Source organism: Croceibacterium atlanticum (genome assembly GCF_001008165.2).
Classification (GTDB): Bacteria; Pseudomonadota; Alphaproteobacteria; order Sphingomonadales; family Sphingomonadaceae; genus Croceibacterium_C; species Croceibacterium_C atlanticum.
Genome location: NZ_CP011452.2, coordinates 1,797,093 through 1,814,364, shown reverse-complemented (window position 1 = coordinate 1,814,364; position 17,272 = coordinate 1,797,093). Strand labels below are relative to the sequence as shown.

The window sequence follows — 17,272 nt, the reverse complement described above, 5'->3', positions numbered from 1 at the left end:
CTGCGGGTTTTTGCGCTGCGATGGAGCCTTTATGCCGAAATGGCCGGATTCGCGGCGAAGCCGAAGATAGTTTCAGGAGAGTGTGAGTGAAGAAGGCCCCCCTTGTCCTGATGTTCTATGACGGGTTTGAACGGAAGGCGCGGGAAAAGGCATTGCCGCGGCTGTTTCACCGGGGGCGCTGCCTGGTCAGGGCCATAGTCAGGCGCGCGCGGGGCAAGCAGGTGAATACCGGCTTCTATGAAGCCTTCCTGGCCCTGGTAGAGGGGCTGCGCCGTCTTGGCTGCGATGTGCGGATCAATGATTTCGCCGAAGCGCGCCGCCGCCCGTCCTATCCGATCGGCATTGCCGGTTATCCCGAAGTGATCGACCAGGTGGACCTGCCCAATCCGACGATCTTCGGGCCGGGCGATCCCGGCTATCCCGATATGGCTGCGGAATTTGCCCGCCGGCCCAATGCGAAACATATCATCCAGCCATCGGACTGGTTCGTGAAATATTACGAACCCTTTTGCGGAGACAAGATGATCCGCTGCCCTGTGGGGATCGATCTGGACAGTATCCCGGATGCGCAGGGCGAGGCGAAATCGGTCGACATGCTGATCTATGACAAGATCCGCTGGTATCGCGACCGGGTGGTTCCCGCCGTGCTGGACCGGTTGATCGCCGCGCTGGAAGAACGCGGCATGTCTTATACCGTGCTGCGTTATGGCGCGCATACGCGGGAAAATTATTTCGCCAGCCTCAAGCGTTCCCGTTCCATGGCCTTCATATGCGAGCATGAGACGCAGGGCCTCGCCTGCGAAGAGGCGCTGGCGATGAATGTGCCGGTTTTCGCCTGGGACGAGGGCAAGCTGGTGGACCCGTTGCAACTGCGCTTTGCGCAGGATGATCTGGAAGTCAGTTCCGTTCCCTATTTTGATGGGCGATGCGGCTTGCAGTTCAAGGTGGACGCGATGGAGGAGCAGCTGGACCGTTTCCGGGAGCTGCTCCCCACATATCGCCCGCGCGAATATATTGCCGAAACGCTGCAACCATCCGCGACCGCCAGGGTTTTTCTGGATGCCTATTGCGGCATGATGGAAGACGATCCGCGTTAGGCGGCCAGTGCTGCGGTAACGGCCGCAGCCTGGCGCCCGGCCATGATGGCATAGCTGGTGCTGTTCGGATGGGTTCCGTCGGGCAGTGTCAGTGCCGCATCATCTGCCGCATAATCGACAAGGAAGATGTCCGCCTCGTCACAATAGGCACGGGCCAGATTGTTGAAATCGGTCTTGTAGCCATTCTGCGTGCTGTCGAAGCCGCTCCGCTTGATGATCGTGGGAACCAGAACCTTGAAACCGGCAGCAACAGCTTCGTCGATGAACGGTTTCACATAATTGTTCCAGCAATCCACGCCGGTAGCACCACTGCTGATATCGTTGGTGGGTTCCGGGACAACCATGATGCAGGTCGGGCGATCAGCATCAAATTGGTTCATGTAAACCGACCGAGAATTATAGGCCGTTGCAGCAGTCTGGCCGAATACGGCGCAGTTCACGATGTGGATCGGAGCCGTCAACAGCTCTTCCGTGAACCAGAGATTGTTCTGTCCATAGGATGCGCCAGTGCCCTGCACGATGGAATTGCCCGGCGATATGAGCAGGGGGAGGGATGTATCTTCGAGCGGTATGATGCCGAAGGCAGGGATCAGCGCAGCACGTATCCCGGCCAGTTCTTCATCATCCAACGCTGCATCGTAAACAGCATGGAAGAACGTGTCCCCCCACCAATTGTAACTGGCACCACCCCTGCCGATCAGACCGCCCACAAATGTGCCGGAATTGTTGAGGCCATGGGTGCTGACCAACCCATCCCGATACATCGCCATTTCCGACGAACCAGAGGAAACGGCAATCACTTCAGGCTGAGAGCGGGAAAGCTTCCCCGTGTCCTTGAAAGTGGAACTGGTCAGCAGCCGCAGCCCCTGCGGAATGGTTGACAGAAAGCTCAGCGATCCAGCCGTGTTCCATGCTGCGCCCAGCATCCACTGTGCCTGGTTCTGCCCCCCGGCTGAGCCAATGCTCATACGGTTCTGGACGGCAATGGCAGTGACATCGCGGCCATTGCCACTCAGCCCGGATGGCAGGGACAACCATTGGCTGCCATTGTGCGTAATCGGTTGGATACCGCCGCGTGCCTTGGCAGACACCAGCATGGGCTGCCGCCCCGCTATGTCCTGGACGGCATGATTGCCATTGCCTGACTGGTCATAAAGCGTGGTGACGGAAATATCCGAAGCGCCTGCCCAATCCTGCAATGCTGCCCAGTCCGGCTGCGCGGAACCGGTGGTAGCAAACAGGTCCATCTCCGCATCGTCGCTGACACGCCGAACGCGCATCAGCGGGCCTGAATATCCGCCGGAAATGGCACGCACGGCGAATATGCCGAGTGGCTGGGCAGAGAGCGCGGGCAGATATGGATCGGCGGGCGCCGGGGCGGGTGCGCCGCCGCGGGGGCGGTGGCACCCGGCCATGCCAAGGTTGAAGCCGATCATATCAGGGCAACAATATCGGAAGCGGTGGTGCCAGTGGCGCGGACGGCCTGCGCCCGGACCGGCAGGATCGACCCGCCGGAAAGATTACGGAACAGCACATCGGCGCCGTCATCCACGCAGCGCAGGCAGATATCGCCACCCGTGCCGATGAACAGCGCCTTCGCCACCACTGGCATGTCCTGCCCGTCATCCGGTGTGACAGGTGCCGCGCTGCGCGCGGGATCGGATACGGAATCCCGCAAATACTGGAATTCGTCCATGATGATTTTCCTTTCCTGCAATCGAGTCGGCTGCGGGCTAACCGCGCAGGGTGATTGTAGGAAAGGGAAATAACCGGATTGGTTATCTTGGCTGGGTGACGTTACGTCGTGAGGGCGTAAAGATCCCGGTCCTGCACGCAGATGCAGGATAGCTTGCCGGTGCGGTATGCGCCGGTATCGCAGGCGATGCGGTTCGGATAGACTTCCACATCATCCACCATGGAATGGCCGTGAACCACCATCGCGCCGTGCCAGTCAGCCGAATGGGTGAATTCCTCACGGATGGAATAGAGGTCCAGGGGATCCTGTTGTTTCAGCGGCACGCCGGGGCGCACACCCGCATGGACGAAAAGGTAATCTCCGCTGCTGGCCTGGGTGGCGGCGGTTTCCAGCAGGCCGACAATATGTTCCGGCACGGCCCGGGCCAGGCGGTCGGCAAAGTCGAAACTGTCTTCGCCACTGGAGGGCGGGGACACGCCATAGCTGTACAGGGTGGCATCGCCGCCATTGGCCAGCCAGGCGCGCTGGGCCGCCGGGTTCCCGCGAATCGATTCGAGCATCATGTCCTCGTGATTGCCGAGGATGAGTTCCGAACCGGATTCAGCCACCAGATCATGCACCAGCTGAAGGCACGCACCGCTCGACGGACCGCGATCGATCAGATCGCCGAGGAAGATAATTCGCATATGGTCGAAATCGCGCGGCCCCCGCTCGCAATCCTCCACGATCATTTCGATCAGGCGGCGGAGGAGAGCGTGGCAGCCATGCACATCGCCGATCGCGTAAACGCGTTCGCCCGCGGCTGTTTGCGCAGTCTTGACGCGGTTTCTGGACAGGCCGAGCATTCTGTCATTATGGTCCGAAGAGATGCCGATGTCAGCGCTGAATCATAGTAAATCGGCACTTGGCCATGAAAATGGCCGGCCACAGGTCAGTTTCGCCATCGCCTGTTACAACGCGAAGCCTTATCTCCAGGCGGCTGTCCAGTCCGCCCTGGACCAGCGTGATATCAGCTGTGAAGTGCTGATCGTGGATGATGGAAGCAGCGATGGCAGCCTGGCGGAAGCGGAGGAAATGGCCCGCCGTGATCCCCGCATTCGCGTGTTCCGGACGCCCCGCAATTCCGGGCCGGCCGGTGCCCGCAATATCGCGCTGGAACAGATGCGTGGCGATTGGTTCGCCATACACGACAGCGACGACCTGATCGATCCGGAACGCGCGCGCACCATGATTGATGCCGCCAATGCGGCCGGTGCGGACATGGTGGCGGATAATCTCCGCGTCTTTGGCACCTCCATCGAAACCCACCTGATGTATGAGGCGACACCGGACGGGGAACCGCATTGGCTCGACCTGGCGGCCTATCTGCGCAATTCCGCCCTGTTCGGGAAATCGCCCAGTCCCGGCTTCCTGAAACCGATGATCCGGGCGGAAACGCTGAACCGCCTCGCCATCCGTTATAATGAAGAATTGCGCATCGGAGAGGATGACGAATTCGCGCTGCGCCTGCTCAATGCCGGGGCACGCTATCTGCTCTTGCCGCAGGCCATGTATCATTATCGCAAGCATGAGGCGTCGATCTCCCATCGCCTCTCGCTCGATCATGTCATGCGGATGATGGATGCCGAACGCCGGATCCGGGATATTGTCGGCAATGAGGTGGCGCAAACGACCGCCTATCGCCGCCGCTGGATCGCGCTCCAACGTGCGGTCGCCTTCACCCGGTCCATCGAACAGCTCAAGCAGCGCCGCCCGATTGGCGCGCTCGGCACCTTGATCCGCAATCCAGGGGCGATCCCGCTTTACACCATGCCGTTAAAGGCTGTGATCGGGCGGGCTTTCCGCCCGACCAGCCGTGTTGCAAGCCGGTTGTGCGATTAACCAATCTTTTCTATCGCTTTGCGGTCAAGGAACGAGAGGGGGGCAAGGAGTGACAATGAGGGGAATTGCAGCATTGCCCGGCCGGATCATGGCACTGGCACTCGCCTGCCTGCTGGCCGCCTGTACGAGCAATAGCGCACCGCCGGGGGACGTATCCTATGCCGCGCCGGAATATCGGCTGGCCGCGGGTGACGAATTGCGCATTACCGTCTTTGGCGAGGAAGCCCTGTCGAAGGAATATGCCATTTCTTCCACCGGGGTCCTGTCCTTCCCGCTGATCGGTGAAGTGGCGGCTTCGGGCCAGACTGTTACCGAACTTACGAGGGCGCTGACCGATCAGCTCGGCAATGGCTATATCAACGACCCGCGCATCAATATCGAAGTGCTGAATTATCGGCCCTATTACATTCTGGGTGAAGTGTCCCGGCCGGGCCAGTTCCCCTATGCCAACGGGCTGACCGTGGTGCAGGCGGTGGCGCTGGCGGGCGGTTACACCTATCGTGCCGACAAGGGGAAAATCTTCATCACCCGCGACGGTGCGAGCCAGGAAGAAGCCTACGAACTGGATGAGGGGCGCAAGGTCTATGTTTCCCCCGGCGACACGATCCGCGTGGGCGAACGCTATTTCTAGATCGCATGATTGCCCGCATTTTCGGCGGGAATGGCGACATGCCGAATAGGGCAACCGATGCAGGCGCCACCATCTGCGTCTGCACCTATCGCCGTCCTTCTCTGTTCCAGACGCTGAAATCTTTTGAGCGGCTGGAACGGGTGGACGGGCTGTCGCCCTGCGTGGTGGTGATCGACAATGATTTGACCGATGCGTTGCGAGTGCGGGTGGAAGAATTCGCCCGCGGTTTCTCCCTGCCGCTACGATATGTTCATGCCCCGGCGCAGAACATATCCATTGCGCGCAATGCCGCGCTGGATGCCGTGGAAACGCGCTGGGCCGCGCTGATCGACGATGATGAGATCGCGGCGCCCGACTGGCTGAGCCAGCTCTGGCATGCGCGTAAAGGGGCAGAGGCGGTTATCGGGCAGAGCGCGGCGCAATATGGGCCGGACCTGCCGGGCTGGGCCGCCCGCTGTGATTTCCATTCCAACCGGATCGAAGGATCCGTGGCCAACGCATATACATCGAATGCGTTGCTCGATATCGATTTCGTGCGTCGCCACGGCCTTAATTTTCGCGTCGAATTGGGCAGGACAGGGGGGGAGGACACGGTCTTCTTCCGCCAGTTCGCACAAGCCGGTGGCCGCATCGCCTATTGCCCGTCAGCAATCGTGACGGAGGAAGTGCCCGCAGCCCGCGCGACCATGCGATGGGTCCGGCGGCGGAATTACCGGGGCGGCCAGACCCACGGCCTCCTCTGCCGCGAATTCGATCCTCGCGCCTATCGCACGCTGTTGTTTACGGCCGGCGCAAAAGCGGGCTTTTCAGCGTTGATGGCGCTGGTCACGATCCCGGGAACCGATGCGTCCCGGCGATGGTTCGCACGGGCCGCGCTTCATGCCGGGGCCATGCATTATCGCATCCGGCCCCAAATTCTGGAGGAATATGGCTGAGGGAGATCAGCCGGTGCCGCCTGGCCGCATTTGCGGGCCATCGCTGCGCATCATGCGTTCCAGCGCTCCGCCTTTTTCCTGCAAAAGATCGGCATAGGGTCCGGCCTGAACCACCCGGCCGCCTTCCATCGCGATCACGTCATCCGCGATCCGCATGATGGATGGCTGATGCGCCACCAGCAGCACCGTCAGTTCCCCCCGCAGATCGGAGATTGCGCTGGCGACCTTCTGTTGGTTTTCCCAGTCGAGCGCGCTGGTCGCTTCATCCAGGATCAGCATTTGCGGCTGGCGCATCAATGCACGGGCCAGGGCGATACGCTGTCTCTCCCCGCCGGAGAAACGCGTGCCGCGATCGCCGACCGGGGTGGCGAGCCCGTCCGGCAAGGCACGGATCAGATCCCCGATCTGTGCCCGGTCGAGCGCGCGCCACATCTCCTCCTCATCGGCATCGCTTTTGCCGACCTTCAGATTTTCCGCGAGCGATGCGTTGAAGAGAAAGGCGTCCTGCGGGACGATGCCGATCGTACCGCGCCAGGCCCGCCGATTTCCCTGGGCAATCGGCACGCCGTCAACCCGCAGCATCCCGCCGCCGGGAGAGGTCAGGCCCGAAATCACATCCGCCAGCGTGCTTTTCCCGCTGCCCGAAGGGCCGAACAGCGCCGTGATCCTTCCGGCCCGAATGGTGGCGCTGACATGATCCAGTGCGGCGGATTGCGTTCCCTGGAAGCGCATGGAGATATCGGCCACTTCCAGCGCATGTTCCAGCCGCGGGGCGGGTTCGGCACTGCCCGTGCTTTCTTCCCGCTGGCTGGCGAAGAAATCCACCGTGGCGCGATAGGATTGATAAGCTGGCGCGTTGGACAGGAATAGCTGCCCCATCTCCTGCAACGTGTTGAACCGGGGTGCGATACGAATGAAGATCACCAGCAGGACCGCTATCTGCCCGATATCCAGCGCAAAGACGCTGATCGCCAGCCAGACGAAGATCGCGGCGGCCACCGCGCTGCCGATCTGGAAGAACAGCGTCCCATATCCGGCGATGGAGGCGTATCGCAGGACATTCTGCCTGATACCGCGCAGGTGATCGCCAAAGGATGCGACATGGCGATCTTCCGCCACGAATGATTTGGCCAGGCGGATGCCGGATATGAATTCCAGCACCGTATGGTTCTGTTCCTGATGCAGCCTGGTCAGTTCGCGACCATATTCCGTGGCCCGGCGGCGGATCGGGAACAGCAGGGCGAATAATGCGGCCCCGGTGACAGCGGCGAATAGTGCCATCTGCCAGGATACTGCCGTTGCTATGACCATGTAGATCGCCAGCATGATCAGCGCCTGCGCCAGCGTCATCAGGCAATTGGCGGCCGTCACCACGCGCGGGATGCCGGTATTCAGTTCCTGATTGATATCCGTGAGGCGGCGTGCCGCGATTGCATCCCAGCGTGCGGCGGAAATCGCTTCGAACAGGGAAAGCTTCATCCGGTCCGCCGCGTGCTGCATCAGGCGCAGGGCATAGAGCGTCCGGTATCGGCTGAGCACGGCCTGCAGGCTGATCAGCAAGACGAAGGCCAGCAGCAGCGGAGGCAGGCCGGGATCGGTTCGCGCGATCCAGTCTCCAAGCAGCGGAATCTCGCGTACGCGCTCGGCGCTTTCCGGGCTCGCCGTTGCGGCCAGCGGGATCAGCAGCAATAATGACAGGCCTTCGGTCAGGCTGGTCAGCAGCGACAGGATGATCGACCAGCTGACCTTGCCGCCGGTAATCCGCCACAGCAGCCGCACAAGATCCCGGGCCAGCGCTCCGTTCACGGTGCCTCGGCGCCAAACGCTTCGCCCAGCAGGCGAACGGTTTCGTCCAGGCGCTTCAGATCGGCGGGCACGGTCAGCTGGCCGACGCGCGACGAATTGGCCAGCGCCACGCAATGGGTGAAATGCCGCCCCCTTTGCTGCATTTCGACCGGCGCATTGGCAAAACGCGTATTGTAGCTGAACCGCATCAGCGCGGCGAAACCATCCTGCGGTTCAAGCCATTCGAGTTCGGGCTGTTCGCCGCCTCGCTGGAGGACGAACAGGGCGTCGCAGCGCGAAGGCGCCTGTTCGAGACTGTCGAGCCGGTGCTGCCGCTTGGGAAAACCGGCCATCACCAGCGGCAGCGCTTCGGCGCCGGGGACAGCAACCATTTCGGCGGCCTCATCGCTCAGTTTGAGCTGGGCGAAGGCCGGCTGGATCAGCGGCGCGGCCAGATCGCCCATGTCGAAGGCAAGCAGATCGTCGGTCAGTATTCGCGCGCCATCGCGCAGGAAGGCGGCGGCGGTTGTCGATTTGCCGGCCATCTTGTCGCCCATGAAGGCAAAGCTCCTGCCCCGCCAGCGCACGGCGCTGGCATGGAGCACCATCATCGCACGGCAATGGAGGAACCATGCCATGACCGGCCCCAGCAGCGGGAAGGCGAGATATTCTTCCTGCGCACCGATGGCTGGCTGGATTTCAATCAGGTCCGGGCCGCGAAAGCGGAATCCCGCGACTGCGGGCCAGATCATCACCGTGCCGCTGTCATTTTCATAATCGAAGACCGGGCTGGCATCGGGTGCAGGCATCGCGCGGCCAATATCCGTGCGCACGATCCGCAGGTCCGGGGCGCCGGATGCGTCTTCCGCCGCCGTCAGTTCGTCCAGGCGGACATCGCTTTCGATCAGCAAGCCGAAGGCGCGATAACGTGTCATTGCCGAATGATTTCCTTCAGCGGCAACAGCCTGGGCCTTTCCAGCCGCTGTCCCGCGATGTCGATCCACATTGCGAGGATACTAGCCCGCCACAGGAAGTATGCATCGTCCATTTCGATGTTTGTGTCGTTTCGGGAAAGGCGATTCCGCAATTCCTTAAGCCGTCCCGCATGGACGAAGGGGCCGAGCCGGGCCGGATCGGCAAGATCGAGTATCTTCTCCCGCTGGTCCAGCAGGCCCGCGCGGAACGCCTGGGCGAAATCGAACTTGCTCCGCCGCGCCAGGATGCCCGGCGGCAAGCGCCCATCCATCGCCCGGCGCATGATCCAGCGCGAGAGGCCGTGGCGCAATTTCCACTCCGACGGCAGCGAGAGGGAGCATTCCACCAGCTCGCGATCATAGAAAGGCATTCGCGTCACCACGCCGGAGGCGTGGCTGCAGGCGGCGATCGTTTCCAGCGACAGGGCCTGGATCGGATGATCCAGCGCTTCTTCCTGCAACATGCGGTCATCATGATCGCTGCGCGTGGATGCCAGCGTCACATGGTAGCGATCGCTGCCCGCCAGATCGGCCAGATCGTCCGACAGGCTTTGCCGGGTTTCGGCCTGCGCGGCGCCCCTTTGCAGCCTTCTTTCCACGCGGCGGAAGAAGGGCTTGTGCGTCAGATATTTGCGAAACAGGCGGATGCGCGACTGGCCGAACAGGCCGGCCGATCCATCCAGATTGCGCCACAAGGTTGCCCAGTCTCCGCGCCGGGCCAGTTCATTCAGGCGGCCGATGCCATAGGAAACGACTTCGTCCCCGCCATGGCCGGACAGCACCGTATCGCAGCCCAGTTCGCGGCTGAGCGGGAGCAATTGCGAAGAGACGGAATGGCCATATGAAACATAAGGGCCATCAAGGACGCGCAGCCAATCTTTCATATCGGCTAGCGGATCGTGCCGGTCGGCGGCAATTTCCCGCCGCATGAGGCCGAAACGATGATCGAGTTCCGCCAGATAGGGGGCGTCGTTCCAGTTCGCGGTTTCGCGATAGGTCAGGGTCAGCGTGGGGATGGCGGACAGGCTGACATGATTTGCCGCCAGTGACCCGGCAATTGAGGAGGAATCCAGCCCGCCGCTGAGCGGCAGGCACGGCTTTGCACCGCAATGCGCGCGCTCGACCGAAATATCGAACAGGGCGCGAAAATGTTCGGCTGCGTCGCTGCCGGATTGCTGACGCGGAGCCTGCGCAAAGGACCAGTAGCGGCGGCAAAGATCCTCCTGCGGCCCGGCAATCAGGTAATGGGCTGGGGGCAGGCGCCGAATGCCAAGATGGATCGTGCCGGTCTTGTCCATGGCCTGGCCCTGCACGAAATCGGCGAGATTGAGGTGGTCCCGGGGCAGGTCTTTTCCGAGAATTGCCCGCGCAAGCCGCGAACTGCCGGCAACAACCAGTCCATTCCGGTCGAGATGGTAATAGAGCGGGCACAGGCCGAAAACATCGCGCGCGAGATAGGCCCGGTTCCCTGCGAAATCGGCAATGGCAAAGGCAAAGGGCCCACGCAGCCGGTCCGCCATCCCTTCGCCCCAACGCGCCCATGCGGCCAGCAGCACTGTTTCATCGTCGCTTTTTGGCGGCAGGCCGAGCGCGCTGGCCAGTTCCGCGCGATTATCCAGCCGCAGGCCCGGCGCGATGAAGGGTATGGCTGCGCCCTGTCCGGCCCCGCTGCGCGGCCCCGCTTCCCATTCCCAGGTGAAACCATCGCGCCTTTCCGTGTGGAGGATCATAGATCGACCAGCGGCGTGAAGCGGGAGATTTCCTCCGTCTCCCCGCCGATCAGGACGCGGCCTTCGTGAATTACCCAGGCATGGGCATCCAGCGGGCGTTTACCGCCTTCCGCCATGCCCACGCGTATCACGCAGCTCTCCCCGATCCGGGAAAGCAGATAGCGGACCGCCAGGGCCTGGGTCAGGCAGCTCGCCCGCGGCACCAGCCGCGCGGTGTGGCGGACCGCCCAGACGATCACGATGACGGGAATATCGGGCAGGCGGCGCGGCGGCGCCTTTTCGATCAGGCGCAGCGCTGTGCGATAGGAGGATGTGGCAAGAACCACCCGGATCACGATCAGGGCGATCAGCGAGAGCGAAAGAACTGAGAAGTGCCGGCGGATCAGCCGGGCTTTCCAGCGCGCCTTATGCAGCACTTTCTTCAATGAGCCCGGCCTCTTTCATGGAGCCGATCAGCGATTCGATATCGGCCCGGCACTCGGCTTCGTCGACATCATATGTCTCGACCATGGCGGCGAGCATTTCGTCCCGGGTCTTGTGTTCCCCGATCCACTGCCAGATGAGAGCCGCCGTTTCATTCAGCTTGATATATTTGCTGGTTCGCAGGTCGAGCAGTGCCTTGCCGCCCTGAAGGTCACAGGCGACCACGTCCTCTCGCAGGCTCAGGCCTTCGGCCATTTGCTGTTCGCTCACTTTCGCCCCTCGCTCATCAAGACAGATGCATAATGAATAGGGGAAAGCCTAAAATAGAATGAGCGGCCACTTTCGTAGCCGCTCATCAAAACCGTAATGCGGCTGTTCTTAGGAGAACACGCCTACTTCGCTGGGCGTACCGATCGGATACTGCGAGTCGAGCGAGCCGCTCTGGGAACCGCCCTGGGTCAGGGTTTCGAACGAACCCAGCTGTTCCATGGTCGGGCGTTCATAGCGAATCTTGGTCATTGGAAATCTCCAAATGTCACTTCGAGTGTTGCGACCTGCGTCACCTTCGGCTGCACGCAGCCTATCTTTGTAAATTGCATTTTCTCACGTGGTAAATGGCTTGGCAACCATTTTTCTGTCGCATCGCACAATACCATCCCGATTCCTGCCCTGTCTTTACGGTTTCCGCATGTGGTGGCATGCCGCTGTCCCGATTTGGGGCGGCCGCGCGGGGAAATGTGCACCAAATTAAGCCCCTGTGAGTGTAGGAAACCGGCGGAATCGCCTGAATCCGAATCGGGCGATAATGGAAACGGGAAGACGGTAATCGTCGCATGAAGGCCAGGCGCTCCGACAATCTGCACGCAGCGCATGCGCTGCGTCTGGCGCTGGCAGGATGGTTCCAGCCGCCGGACGGGCTTGCCACCGGCCCCGCGCGGGACTGGCCGCAAATTCTGGAACTGGCCCGAGCCACGAAAACAATCGGCCTGCTGTTGCGGGGCCTGTCAAAGTCCGGGAACGAACCCCCGGCTGAAATCGCCACCAAGCTGGCTGCGATCAATGAGGAGTTGGTGAAGCGCAACTTCGCCAATTTCCTCGAAACCGAAAAGCTGCGCGCCACGCTCGCGGCGGCGGACGTGCCCATGCTCGTCCTCAAGGGGCCATTGCGCGCTTACGAGATATATGGCGATTGGGGCCTGCGCGGTTCGAGCGATATCGATGTTCTCGTGCCCCGCGCGCTCTATCGGAAAGCGGCAGAGGCATTGCAGGATGCAGGCTATCTGCCGCTGGTCAGCCCGGATAGCAGGTGGTGGCATGATTATCTGAAGGAATCGCCGTTCAGGCCGCCCGCCGGCATGACGTTCCTGGTCGATCTGCATCACGGCGTCCAGCAACCGGGCGGACCTTCGCCCGATGGGCTGGAAAGCTTCTTCGCCGAAAGCCGTGAACTGGTCGTCGGAGGCCGGGCGGTGCGGGTCCCGGCACCCGGCCATGCCTTGCTGATCGCCGCGGTCGGTTTCGGGAAAGCCGTTTTCGCTTCGGAGCCATGGGCTGTCTATGCGCATGAAATCGCGCAGGTCATGACCCGCGCCTCCGCTGGGCAGGCAGGGGAATTCCGCAGGATTGCCAGCCAGTCTGGCATGTTGCGCCTGTTCGACATGGCGGTTGCCAGCGCCTGCGCCCTGTTTTCCCTGCCGGATTGCCCGGTTCCCGAAGATGCGCGGATCTACCGGGAGGAGGATGATTTGCTTTTATCCGCCATGGGGCTGGGCGGGCGCGGAAAGTTCCACCGTTTGCGGCATATGTGGCGCTGGACTGACGGGGGCGGGCCGGACAGGAGCCTGAGTTTCGCCACCAGCACTGGCCGCCTCGCGATGAGCGAAATCGTCCGCCGGCAGGAGGGGCTGTAGGGTTTTTCGATCGCCCGGATGACGTGGTGCCGGCAGTAAACTATGTTCCGGGCCAAATACCCATCGCCGAGCCGGAGAAAGCCCCATGGCCGAATATGAGACCATCACCGCCGAACGGCGCGGTGCCGTCACCCTTGTTACGCTGAACCGGCCGAAGGCGTTGAACGCGCTCAGCAGCAAGGTGCTGGAAGATCTGATCGCCGCATTTGCTGCTTTCGAAGCCGACGATACGCAGCGTTGTGCCGTGGTTACCGGATCGGGCGAGAAGGCTTTTGCAGCCGGGGCCGATATCAAGGAAATGGCCGAAAAGCCGATGGCGGATTTCTATGCGGAGGACATGTTCTCGCGCTGGACCAGCCATTTCGTGAAGGCGACGCGCAAACCATGGATCGCGGCGGTCAACGGTTTTGCGCTGGGGGGCGGCTGCGAACTGGCGATGATGGCGGATTTCGTCCTGGCCGCGGACAATGCGAAATTCGGCCAGCCGGAAATCACTCTTGGCGTGGTGCCCGGCATGGGGGGAACCCAGCGCCTGACGCGGGCCGTGGGCAAGGCGAAGGCGATGGAACTGATCCTGACCGGCAGGATGATGGATGCCGAAGAGGCAGAGCGGGCCGGGCTGGTGGCGCGAGTGGTGCCGGCAGCAGACCTGCTCGATGAAGCGCTGAAAGTCGCGGCGAAGATCGCCGCAATGCCACCGCTGGCCACGCTCGCCGCGAAGGAACTGGTCAACGCCGCTTTCGAGACGACGCTGGATCAGGGCATCCTGCTGGAACGGCGTGAATTCCACTTTCTGGCAGGGACGGAAGACAAGGCGGAAGGCATGTCTGCCTTCATCGAAAAGCGCGCGCCGGAATGGAAAGGGCGCTGATTATCCCAGCGGCCGGGCGATCAGGCAGCTGCCTTCGGGCGTGAAGCCTACCTCTGCGATGGAACTTGCGAAGGCGCATTCACCCGGAGCAGCCATTTCCCCATCCACAATCATGTGGCCAGCCAGCGGGATCGCCAGCAATGGCCCGGAACAGGTTTCTGCCCAATCCTGCGGAGGCGCGCCCACGATCCGGTCGAGCCGGAAATGCGGGCCTGTGACGAGGCTGGCATTTCCGCCTTCGGGCAGCCGCCGATGCAGGGCGGGATCATATGCCTCCCCGCTCGCCACGGCGATTGCCCGGTCGAGATGCAATTCGCGCGGACGGCCGTAATCATAGAGGCGATAGGTAATGTCGGAATTCTGCTGGATTTCGATAATGCTCACCCCGCCGCCGATGGCATGGACGGTGTTGGCCGGGATGTAGAAGAAATCGCCTCTTCGGACTTCGTGCCAGGCGAGCATGTCTTCGATGGAGCCATCCAGCGCGGCCTTGCGCATCGCGGCCGGGTCCACGCTGGCGGAAAATCCGATGCCCAGCATGGCGCCGGGTTCCGCATCCACGACCAGCCAGCATTCTTCCTTGCCCTGCCGGCCGATGCCTTCCGCCAGCGTCTGTTCGTCTGAGGGGTGGACCTGGACCGACAGTTTGTCGCTGGTGAAGATATATTTGACCAGCAATTGCGGTATTTGTGCCGGCGGTTCGAACCAGATTTCGCCAATGCGCTTGTCTTGCGGTGTCTCGAACGGGGCGGGCAGACGGTCCCGGCCCCACGGCTTCTCGACAGTTCTGGTGGGCAGCAGCATGGAACACTTCCGGTCAGCGTTTCAGATCAGGCAAAGTCGATCTTCATGTTGTCAATTTATCAAGGCCGACCGATCGAGGCGGAGATAGTATGCTAGTGTCGCGGGCCCAAGCCGCAAGATTGCGCATATAGAGGTTAACACCGGCTTCTCATGGCTTGCCCATCATGCATCAGGACCGGGAGCGCCGTTCTTCAAAACCTGTCGCAGCTTCGCCTCCCGCCACATGTTGCAGGGCTTCCTGCTGCGTCTGGGCCAGGCCAGACATGGAATAATATGCAAGGTGAAAGGCGATTGTCGTTTCCGGGCTGGAATGCGCATTAATGCCCCTGAAGCAGTGGCTGCTGCCAATATCCGCGGGAATCCTGCCGCTGTCATTCACGCCGAAGAACCAGGCCCAGGCCGCCTGCGCATGATCCAGCCAGCGAATATTTCCGGTGGCGGAATAGGCCGCACGCGCCGCATCGATCGCCGCTTGCGCGTCCAGGGGCTGCTGATCGAAGGGCAAGCGATCACGCGATCCGTTGATCGCATCCGTTGCGACGGGCTGAAAATGGCCATTGGCGGAAATCTGCTGCGTTGCTGCCCATTCCAGCGTTTCGATACCCGCTTCGATATCGCTTCTGCATTCCAGGACCAGCCCGGCTTCGATCAGGGCCTGCGACAGACGCGGATTGTCATATCCCAGCACAGCTTCGAACCATGCCCAGTCGGGGCGGCGCGATCCGCCCAGCAGGCGATGCAGGAAGTCCGCCCCGTCTTGCAGAACGGTACGGGAAAGGGCGTGGTCCGGCCCTGCCCGCAGGCGCGCCGCAGCGCCGAGCATGACGAAGGCGGAAGCGCGCGGGGAATGGAAGCCCGTGCAGCAAGGCAGGACCTTTTCGTACCAATCCAGCGCCCAGCGGCGCAGTTCCGGGCAGGGCGCGCATTCGATGGTATGGCCCAGCGCCCATAATGCGCGGCCGCTGGAATCCTCGGCTTCTTCATCGTCCCGCCAATTCCGGTCACAACCCAGGAAGGGGATGAAGGCGCCTTTTTCCTCGCTCCAGCATTGCTGAAGGAAGGCCGCGAAGGTGATGGCCCATTGTGCCCGATCCGGTGCATTCAGCCCGGTGGCGACGTTCATCAGCATCAGTGCGCGGGCATTGTCATCAAGCCAATAGGCTGCCGCGCGATGCGGCCCCACGCCATCGACACGGCGCAACATGCCAATTCCGTCGCACATGTCGAAAACACGCGACAGGTCCGGCGCAGCGGCCAGCATGGGATGCCGGACTGACTGCGTAATGGAGATAGCCGCCTGGATCGCGCCGCCCGGATGGCTTGCGCCCCTGCGCGCGATTGCACCCAGGGCGCTCATCGGTTTTCCCTGAGATATCCGGCCCTAAGATATCCGGAACAGCGCCGGTCGAAAGCGCGTCTTGCCGGACCCGGTACGGCACATCCCATAGCAGTGCCCCAATCCCCGCGCGCGGGGATATTTCCATGTCTGAAATCCGTCAAAATGACCCGATCATCGTTCTTCATGTGCTCTCCGATACCGGGGAGTATGTTGTTTCCCGTCATTGGATCCGAAAAATGCGATAAATTGTTGCGAAAGATGGGCTGGGTGCAGGGCGACTATGCTGAAATCCCCCAATTTGCTGCATCGCGGCAAATGCTGCTCGACCTATGGATGGCAGGGGTTAAGATCCCGGTCGTGACAGAAACGGTTTCGTACTTACCCTTGCTCGCCGCGCTGCTCGCGGCGGGGGCCGCGGCAGGTTTTGCGGGCGGCCTGTTCGGGATTGGGGGCGGCTTCGTCGTCGTTCCGGCGCTGATCCTGATACTCCCGCTGCTCGGCACCGGGGCAGAACAGATGACTCATGTCGCGGTGGGGACTTCTCTCGCGACCATCATATTCACTTCGATACGCGCCGTGCGCAGCCATGCCGCCCGCTCTTCGGTGGATTTCGGCGTGCTGAAAGGCTGGGCGCCGTGGGTCGCCATCGGCACGATTTTTGGCGCCTTCGTGGCCGATCTGGTTTCGGGGACGACGCTGGCAACGATCTTCGGCGTCGGCGTGCTGCTGTTTGCCCTGCATTTTCTCACGCCTTCCATGCGTGATCGGGTGGTGGCGCAAAACATGCCTGGCGGGGCGGCGCGGATCGGGCTTGCCGGCGGGCTGGGCCTGCTGTCGGCCCTTCTGGGAATCGGTGGCGGCACGATTGCAACGATGGTGATGACATTGTGCGGCACGCCGATCCACCGGGCCATCGGCACTGCATCGGGCATGGGCGCGATCATCGCGATCCCCGGCGCGATCGGCTTTGCCATTATCGGGCTGGGGGAGCCGGGGCTGCCCTGGGGGTCGATCGGTTATGTGAACATTCCCGCGGCGGCGGCCGTGATCGTCACCTCGGTGCTGTTCGCACCATTGGGGGTGGCGACGGCGCACAAGCTCAGCCCGGCGCTGCTGCGGACGGTTTTCGGGATCTATCTGGTCGTGGTCGGGGTGACGATGATCGCCAATCGCTAAGGGCAAAGGAGGGCATACGC

General features: G+C 62.0%; 18 protein-coding genes. 7 read left to right on the top strand and 11 right to left on the bottom strand.

Annotated features, from left to right (window positions below; all coding sequences use genetic code 11):
- The first annotated feature begins 86 nt into the window (after positions 1-86).
- Complete coding sequence (locus WYH_RS08645; RefSeq protein ID WP_053833476.1) at positions 87-1,097, top strand: glycosyltransferase; 1,011 nt, start codon at positions 87-89, stop codon at positions 1,095-1,097.
- Here WYH_RS08645 and WYH_RS08640 read toward each other — a convergent pair.
- The 3 genes from WYH_RS08640 to WYH_RS08630 all read right to left on the bottom strand — a co-directional run bounded on the left by WYH_RS08640 (position 1,094) and on the right by WYH_RS08630 (position 3,638).
- Positions 1,094-2,533: an SGNH/GDSL hydrolase family protein gene (locus WYH_RS08640; RefSeq protein WP_046903516.1), complete on the bottom strand. Its 1,440-nt coding sequence runs from the start codon at positions 2,531-2,533 to the stop codon at positions 1,094-1,096. The genes WYH_RS08645 and WYH_RS08640 overlap by 4 nt on opposite strands.
- Positions 2,530-2,793 (bottom strand): spike base protein, RCAP_Rcc01079 family, encoded by a 264-nt coding sequence (locus tag WYH_RS08635; RefSeq protein ID WP_046904982.1) that lies wholly within the window; start codon positions 2,791-2,793, stop codon positions 2,530-2,532. The genes WYH_RS08640 and WYH_RS08635 overlap by 4 nt, the downstream gene beginning before the upstream one ends.
- A gap of 101 nt (positions 2,794-2,894) precedes the next feature.
- A complete protein-coding gene (locus WYH_RS08630; RefSeq protein WP_046903515.1) occupies positions 2,895-3,638 on the bottom strand; it encodes a metallophosphoesterase in 744 nt (247 codons plus the stop codon).
- A 28-nt stretch (positions 3,639-3,666) separates the two neighbouring features.
- Here WYH_RS08630 and WYH_RS08625 point away from each other — a divergent pair, with 28 nt between their 5' ends.
- From WYH_RS08625 to WYH_RS08615, 3 genes are read left to right on the top strand one after another with little or no spacing between them, the layout of a single operon-like run.
- A complete protein-coding gene (locus WYH_RS08625; RefSeq protein WP_169780741.1) occupies positions 3,667-4,674 on the top strand; it encodes a glycosyltransferase family 2 protein in 1,008 nt (335 codons plus the stop codon).
- A gap of 55 nt (positions 4,675-4,729) precedes the next feature.
- Positions 4,730-5,305 (top strand): polysaccharide biosynthesis/export family protein, encoded by a 576-nt coding sequence (locus WYH_RS08620; protein ID WP_046903514.1) that lies wholly within the window; start codon positions 4,730-4,732, stop codon positions 5,303-5,305.
- A 38-nt stretch (positions 5,306-5,343) separates the two neighbouring features.
- Positions 5,344-6,240: a glycosyltransferase family 2 protein gene (locus tag WYH_RS08615; RefSeq protein WP_046904980.1), complete on the top strand. Its 897-nt coding sequence runs from the start codon at positions 5,344-5,346 to the stop codon at positions 6,238-6,240.
- Positions 6,241-6,246: 6 nt separating this feature from the next.
- Here the strand turns inward: WYH_RS08615 and WYH_RS08610 are convergent, their stop codons facing one another.
- The 6 genes from WYH_RS08610 to WYH_RS16825 form a co-directional block, all read right to left on the bottom strand.
- Entirely contained in the window at positions 6,247-8,046 is a 1,800-nt protein-coding gene (locus WYH_RS08610; RefSeq protein ID WP_046903513.1) for an ABC transporter ATP-binding protein, read from the bottom strand.
- Complete coding sequence (locus tag WYH_RS08605) at positions 8,043-8,960, bottom strand: phosphoenolpyruvate carboxykinase (ATP) (protein WP_046903512.1); 918 nt, start codon at positions 8,958-8,960, stop codon at positions 8,043-8,045. Before WYH_RS08605 ends, WYH_RS08610 begins: the two co-directional genes overlap by 4 nt.
- A complete protein-coding gene (locus tag WYH_RS08600) occupies positions 8,957-10,729 on the bottom strand; it encodes an asparagine synthase-related protein (RefSeq protein ID WP_046903511.1) in 1,773 nt (590 codons plus the stop codon). The genes WYH_RS08605 and WYH_RS08600 overlap by 4 nt, the downstream gene beginning before the upstream one ends.
- The gene (locus WYH_RS08595; RefSeq protein ID WP_053833473.1) at positions 10,726-11,145 is read right to left on the bottom strand and encodes a lasso peptide biosynthesis B2 protein; all 420 of its coding nucleotides are present in this window, start codon (positions 11,143-11,145) and stop codon (positions 10,726-10,728) included. Before WYH_RS08595 ends, WYH_RS08600 begins: the two co-directional genes overlap by 4 nt.
- Positions 11,135-11,422, bottom strand: coding sequence for a PqqD family protein (locus WYH_RS08590; RefSeq protein WP_156320102.1), 288 nt, complete (start codon positions 11,420-11,422; stop codon positions 11,135-11,137). Before WYH_RS08590 ends, WYH_RS08595 begins: the two co-directional genes overlap by 11 nt.
- Before the next feature lie 108 nt (positions 11,423-11,530).
- Complete coding sequence (locus WYH_RS16825; RefSeq protein ID WP_156320101.1) at positions 11,531-11,671, bottom strand: lasso RiPP family leader peptide-containing protein; 141 nt, start codon at positions 11,669-11,671, stop codon at positions 11,531-11,533.
- Positions 11,672-11,985: 314 nt separating this feature from the next.
- On the opposite strand from WYH_RS16825, the gene WYH_RS08585 reads away from it, so the two are divergent.
- Both WYH_RS08585 and WYH_RS08580 read left to right on the top strand, forming a co-directional pair.
- Positions 11,986-13,062 carry a nucleotidyltransferase family protein gene (locus tag WYH_RS08585; RefSeq protein WP_053833472.1) on the top strand — a complete coding sequence of 359 codons (1,077 nt, stop codon included), beginning with the start codon at positions 11,986-11,988 and terminating at the stop codon, positions 13,060-13,062.
- 85 nt (positions 13,063-13,147) lie between these two features.
- Positions 13,148-13,933, top strand: coding sequence for an enoyl-CoA hydratase-related protein (locus WYH_RS08580; protein ID WP_046903509.1), 786 nt, complete (start codon positions 13,148-13,150; stop codon positions 13,931-13,933).
- On the opposite strand, the gene WYH_RS08575 is transcribed toward WYH_RS08580, so the two are convergent.
- Both WYH_RS08575 and WYH_RS08570 read right to left on the bottom strand, forming a co-directional pair.
- On the bottom strand, positions 13,934-14,737 hold the full coding sequence (locus tag WYH_RS08575) for a class I mannose-6-phosphate isomerase (RefSeq protein WP_046903508.1): 804 nt from the start codon (positions 14,735-14,737) through the stop codon (positions 13,934-13,936). It abuts the gene before it with no gap.
- 169 nt (positions 14,738-14,906) lie between these two features.
- Positions 14,907-16,094, bottom strand: coding sequence for a hypothetical protein (locus tag WYH_RS08570; protein ID WP_053833471.1), 1,188 nt, complete (start codon positions 16,092-16,094; stop codon positions 14,907-14,909).
- Positions 16,095-16,409: 315 nt separating this feature from the next.
- On the opposite strand from WYH_RS08570, the gene WYH_RS08565 reads away from it, so the two are divergent.
- A complete protein-coding gene (locus WYH_RS08565; protein WP_046904976.1) occupies positions 16,410-17,252 on the top strand; it encodes a sulfite exporter TauE/SafE family protein in 843 nt (280 codons plus the stop codon).
- Positions 17,253-17,272 lie beyond the last annotated feature (20 nt).

Bases quoted from the DNA above. Each gene is read 5' to 3' on its own strand.
- WYH_RS08605 (WP_046903512.1), bottom strand. From the start codon at position 8,960: ATGACACGTTATCGCGCCTTCGGCTTGCTGATCGAAAGCGATGTCCGC.
- WYH_RS08635 (WP_046904982.1), bottom strand. From the start codon at position 2,793: ATGGACGAATTCCAGTATTTGCGGGATTCCGTATCCGATCCCGCGCGC.
- WYH_RS08620 (WP_046903514.1), top strand. From the start codon at position 4,730: ATGAGGGGAATTGCAGCATTGCCCGGCCGGATCATGGCACTGGCACTC.
- WYH_RS08580 (WP_046903509.1), top strand. From the start codon at position 13,148: ATGGCCGAATATGAGACCATCACCGCCGAACGGCGCGGTGCCGTCACC.
- WYH_RS08625 (WP_169780741.1), top strand. From the start codon at position 3,667: ATGTCAGCGCTGAATCATAGTAAATCGGCACTTGGCCATGAAAATGGC.
- WYH_RS16825 (WP_156320101.1), bottom strand. From the start codon at position 11,671: ATGACCAAGATTCGCTATGAACGCCCGACCATGGAACAGCTGGGTTCG.
- WYH_RS08600 (WP_046903511.1), bottom strand. From the start codon at position 10,729: ATGATCCTCCACACGGAAAGGCGCGATGGTTTCACCTGGGAATGGGAA.
- WYH_RS08630 (WP_046903515.1), bottom strand. From the start codon at position 3,638: ATGCTCGGCCTGTCCAGAAACCGCGTCAAGACTGCGCAAACAGCCGCG.
- WYH_RS08640 (WP_046903516.1), bottom strand. From the start codon at position 2,533: ATGATCGGCTTCAACCTTGGCATGGCCGGGTGCCACCGCCCCCGCGGC.
- WYH_RS08575 (WP_046903508.1), bottom strand. From the start codon at position 14,737: ATGCTGCTGCCCACCAGAACTGTCGAGAAGCCGTGGGGCCGGGACCGT.
- WYH_RS08585 (WP_053833472.1), top strand. From the start codon at position 11,986: ATGAAGGCCAGGCGCTCCGACAATCTGCACGCAGCGCATGCGCTGCGT.
- WYH_RS08570 (WP_053833471.1), bottom strand. From the start codon at position 16,094: ATGAGCGCCCTGGGTGCAATCGCGCGCAGGGGCGCAAGCCATCCGGGC.
- WYH_RS08565 (WP_046904976.1), top strand. From the start codon at position 16,410: ATGGCAGGGGTTAAGATCCCGGTCGTGACAGAAACGGTTTCGTACTTA.
- WYH_RS08615 (WP_046904980.1), top strand. From the start codon at position 5,344: ATGCCGAATAGGGCAACCGATGCAGGCGCCACCATCTGCGTCTGCACC.